The sequence below is a fragment of the Xanthobacter sp. BG11Y11_SDJG genome (assembly GCF_057364445.1).
Genome location: NZ_JBNFNU010000370.1, coordinates 1 through 4,191, shown reverse-complemented (window position 1 = coordinate 4,191; position 4,191 = coordinate 1). Strand labels below are relative to the sequence as shown.

4 protein-coding genes and 1 pseudogene are annotated in these 4,191 nt (G+C 72.1%); 3 read left to right on the top strand and 2 right to left on the bottom strand.

The genetic code is table 11. The features are described 5' to 3' along the window. Positions 1-466 precede the first annotated feature (466 nt). Together glmM and AC2W7M_RS20930 are read right to left on the bottom strand one after the other, a co-directional pair. Entirely contained in the window at positions 467-1,810 is a 1,344-nt protein-coding gene (gene glmM, locus AC2W7M_RS20935) for a phosphoglucosamine mutase (RefSeq protein WP_486134603.1), read from the bottom strand. A 184-nt stretch (positions 1,811-1,994) separates the two neighbouring features. Beyond that, on the bottom strand, positions 1,995-2,270 hold the full coding sequence (locus AC2W7M_RS20930; RefSeq protein ID WP_486134602.1) for a hypothetical protein: 276 nt from the start codon (positions 2,268-2,270) through the stop codon (positions 1,995-1,997). A 205-nt stretch (positions 2,271-2,475) separates the two neighbouring features. Here AC2W7M_RS20930 and AC2W7M_RS20925 point away from each other — a divergent pair. The 3 genes and pseudogenes from AC2W7M_RS20925 (at position 2,476) to AC2W7M_RS20915 (ending at position 4,161) form a co-directional block, all read left to right on the top strand. Next, positions 2,476-3,476: pseudogene (locus AC2W7M_RS20925) on the top strand (adenosine kinase). Between the two features lie 57 nt (positions 3,477-3,533). After that, a complete protein-coding gene (locus AC2W7M_RS20920) occupies positions 3,534-4,004 on the top strand; it encodes an AAA family ATPase (RefSeq protein ID WP_486134600.1) in 471 nt (156 codons plus the stop codon). Continuing rightward, positions 3,994-4,161 carry a hypothetical protein gene (locus AC2W7M_RS20915; protein ID WP_486134598.1) on the top strand — a complete coding sequence of 56 codons (168 nt, stop codon included), beginning with the start codon at positions 3,994-3,996 and terminating at the stop codon, positions 4,159-4,161. The genes AC2W7M_RS20920 and AC2W7M_RS20915 overlap by 11 nt, the downstream gene beginning before the upstream one ends. Positions 4,162-4,191: the final 30 nt, after the last annotated feature.

The following is a 4,191-nucleotide window of genomic DNA, read 5'->3' as shown; positions in this document are numbered from 1 at the left end:
CCGGGGTGAGGGTTCGCCGCCCTGCGAGCCGCCACGCACGAGATGCGCTCCGCGCGCCCCTCACCCCGGCCCCTCTCCGCGGGGGGAGAGGGGAGTGGCGACCGGTTTGAGGCGGTGGGGATTGAGGCATCACCGGCCGGCTTCCGCAGCCGGGCGGCGGAGTCGGCGTGCGACGGCGAGACCAGGAATCAGCGGCCGCTGTCAGAAATCGGGCGCCGCCCCACCCGTTCGCGCCCCCTCTCCCTTGCGGGAGAGGGCGGGGTGAGGGGTTTCGCCGCCGCCTTTTGGTCCGCCCCGCAGCCCGCGCAGAGCGCTCCGCGCGCCCCCTCACCCCCGGCCCCCTCTCCCGCGCGGGAGAGCGAAAAGGAGCCGGGGGTGGGCATTGGGGCATCGCCATCTGCGCCCAGCGAGGAGACGCGGCGCAATTTTCGAAGCATGCCGGCCCGCGCCGGCGCCGGGAGGGCCCTCAGGCGGCGACGCGCTGGAGCGCGTCGATGACCTCGTCCACCACGGTCTCCACCAGTTCGCGATCCTCGCCCTCGCCCATCACGCGGATCACCGGCTCGGTCCCCGAGGGGCGGATGAGGAGGCGGCCGGTGTTGGACAGGCGCTGCTCGCCGCGGGCGATGGCCTTCTTCACCGCCTCGTTCTCCAGCGGCTTGCCGGAGCCGTAGCGCACGTTCTTCAGGATCTGCGGCATGGGCTCGAAGCGGTGGCACACTTCGGACACCGGCTTGCCGCTGCGCGAGACCACCGCCAGCACCTGAAGCGCGGCCACGAGGCCGTCGCCGGTGGTGGAATAGTCGGACAGGATGATGTGCCCGGACTGCTCGCCGCCCACATTGTAGCCGTCGGCCCGCATGCGCTCGAGCACGTAGCGGTCGCCCACGGCGGTGCGGGCCAGCGTCAGGCCCTCGCTGGCGAGATAGCGCTCCAGCCCGAGATTCGACATCACGGTGGCGACGATGCCGTCGCGCGAGAGGCGGCCGTCCACCTTGAAGCTCTCGGCCACCACCGCCATGAGCTGGTCGCCGTCCACCACATGGCCCTTTTCGTCGACGATGATGACTCGGTCGGCGTCGCCGTCGAGGGCGATGCCGATGTCGGCACGCACCTCGCGCACCTTCGCCGACAGCGCGGCGGTGGCGGTGGAGCCCACGTCGCGGTTGATGTTGAGGCCGTCCGGCTCGACGCCGATGGAGATCACGTCCGCGCCCAGCTCCCACAAAGCCTCGGGGGCGACGCGATAGGCGGCGCCGTGGGCGCAGTCCACCACCACGCGCATGCCCTCGAACGACTGGTTCCGCGGCAGCGTGCCCTTGGCGTATTCGATGTAGCGCGCATGCACGCCTTCGAGCCGCTTGGCGCGGCCGATCTCGGCGGGCTTGGCCAGCTTCTTGGAGAGGTTCTGCCCCACCAGGCTCTCGATCTCCCGCTCCACCTCGTCGGAGAGCTTGTAGCCGTCCGGACCGAACAGCTTGATGCCGTTGTCGTCGAACGGGTTGTGCGAGGCGGAGATCATCACGCCGAGGTCGGCGCGCATGGAGCGCGTCAGCATGCCCACGGCCGGGGTCGGCATGGGTCCGAGCAGGAACACGTCCATGCCCACGGAGGTGAAGCCGGCGACCAGCGCGGTCTCCAGCATGTAGCCGGACAGGCGCGTGTCCTTGCCGATCACCACCCGGTGGCGGTGATCGCCGCGGCTGAACACGAGGCCCGCCGCCATGCCGACGCGCAAGGCGAGGTCCGCCGTGAGCGTGGCATTGGCGCGGCCGCGCACGCCGTCGGTTCCGAAATACCTGCGAGACATGGGGTCCTCGTGCGAACGCTCGGCACTCTCGCCGCCATTTACCACTCGCTGCGAGGCCCCGCCATCCTTCTGCGACAAGTGGTCTACCGGCATACCGCCGCCGCGGTCAACGCCGGGCTCCCAGCGTGTCGGCGCGGCCGCCGGGGCCTCGTCGACGCGGGGGCTCATCTCATGCCCCCGTCTGTCAAAATGCCTGATGTTCCTGGGCGTCCCGGCCGCCCGCGGCGCCGGGACCCGCCTCGGCGAGCGCGGCCACGAGCCGCTCGAACGAGGCGACCGACTGGCGCACCTCCTCCGGGCTCAGATCCCAGATGGAGCCGCCGCGGGGCGGCTCCGGCGCCCGATGGCCGATGCGCTCAAGAAGCTCGCGCATGCTCTGGGCGACGGCGGACATGGCGGCCCAGCCCCCGCGCCCTTCGCGCATCTCCCCAGCCGCGAAACCAGAGGCCAGATCCGTCACCGATCGTTCTCCTCGTGGAACCCTGCGTGACCGTGCACGCCCGGCGACCCGGGCGGCCGCGCTCGCGTCCGCTCCAGCACCCGCCGCGTGCGGCCGCCCAGCCTCGCCGCACGCCGCTTATTCTACCGGTAAAGGTTAAGACTGCTTGCACGACAACGCCTCGGCGTGCACAAGACCGGCGATTCCATTCGGAGACCGCCCCGCCGTGACCAGCCCCCGCCTCGACGTGCTCGCCATCGGAAACGCCATCGTCGACGTGCTCGCCGCGCGGAGGAGGACTTCCTCGCCTCCCACGGCATGGCCAAGGGCGGCATGACGCTGATCGACGAGGCACGGGCGGAGGCGGTCTATGGCGCCATGGGGCCGGGCACCGAGGCCTCCGGCGGCTCCGCCGCCAACACCGCCGCCGGCATCGCCTCGCTGGGCGGCAAGGCCGGCTTCATCGGCAAGGTGAAGGACGACGTGCTCGGCACCGTGTTCGGCCACGACATCCGCGCCGCCGGCGTCGCCTACGTCACCCCCGCCGCCACCGACGGCCCGGCCACCGCCCGCTGCCTGATCCTGGTGACGGCGGACGGCGAGCGCACCATGAACACCTATCTCGGCGCGGCGCAGAACCTCACCACCGCCGAGATCGACGCCGCCATGGTGGAAAGCGCGAAGGTCACGTATCTCGAAGGCTATCTGTGGGACCCGCCGGCGGCGAAGGACGCCTTCCTCGAAGCCGCCCGCATCGCCCATGGCGCCGGCCGCGAGGTGGCGCTCACGCTCTCGGACGCCTTCTGCGTCGACCGCTACCGCGGCGAGTTCCTGGAGCTCATCCGCTCGGGCACCGTGGACCTCGTGTTCTGCAACGAGGCGGAGCTGAAGTCGCTGTATGAGACCGCCGACTTCGACGCCGCCTTGGTGGCCCTGCGCAAGGATGCCAAGCAGGCGGTGGTGACGCGCTCGGAGAAGGGCGCCTCCTTCGTCACCCCGGGCGCCGTGGTCTCGGTGCCGTCGCGGCCGGTGGAGCGGGTGGTGGACACCACCGGCGCCGGCGACCTGTTCGCCGCCGGCTTCCTGGTGGGCCATGCGCGCGGGCTCGACCCGGCCACCTCGCTGCGCCTCGGCGCGCTGGCGGCGGCGGAGATCATCTCGCAGATGGGCGCCCGGCCGCAGCGCAACCTGCTCGACCTCGCCCGCGAGGCGGGTCTGCTCGCCTGAGCGGGGCCTTGACCGGCGCCGGCGGCGAGATCGAACGCACGGACGGCGAACCCGCGGATGGCGACGCCCAGTCCGCCCGCGCGCTCGCCGCCATCGACCGCGGCGCGCGGGGTGGTGATGGTGCTGGGCGGGGCCGGCACCGGCAAGACCACCTTCCTGCACCGCCTGCGGCGCGAACCGCGCGGCCGGCAGGTGTTCCTCGCCCCCACCGGCGTCGCCGCGCTCCAGGTGGGCGGACAGACCATCCATTCCTTCTTCGGCATCCCGCCGCGCCTGCTCAACCCGGACGAGGTGAAGCCGCGCGTGCAGGTGCGCCGCCTCCTCAAGAAGCTCGACCGGGTGGTGATCGACGAGATCTCGATGGTGCGCGCCGACCTGCTCGACGCGGTGGACATCTCGCTGCGCATCGCGCGCGACACTTCCGAGCCGTTCGGCGGCGTGCAGATGGTGTTGGTGGGCGACTTCCTGCAACTGCCGCCGGTGGTGCCCATGGCCGAGCAGGAGATGCTCGGGCCGCATGGGCTATGAGGGCCCGTTCGCCTTCCAGTCCAAGGCGCTGGCGGAGCAGGAGACGGACGGCGTCCCCTTCACCCACGTGCACCGCCAGACCCGACCGCGCCTTCATCGCGACTGCTGGACGCGCTGCGGCGCGGGCGCGGCGCGCGCGAGGCGGCGGAGGCGCTGAACGCGCCTGCGTGCGGCCGCACCGGGACGG

What these genes read in the sequence shown, in the direction of transcription:
- glmM (WP_486134603.1), bottom strand. Translation starts at nt 1,810, where the DNA reads ATGTCTCGCAGGTATTTCGGAACCGACGGCGTGCGCGGCCGCGCCAAT.
- AC2W7M_RS20920 (WP_486134600.1), top strand. Translation starts at nt 3,534, where the DNA reads ATGGCGACGCCCAGTCCGCCCGCGCGCTCGCCGCCATCGACCGCGGCG.
- AC2W7M_RS20915 (WP_486134598.1), top strand. Translation starts at nt 3,994, where the DNA reads ATGGGCTATGAGGGCCCGTTCGCCTTCCAGTCCAAGGCGCTGGCGGAG.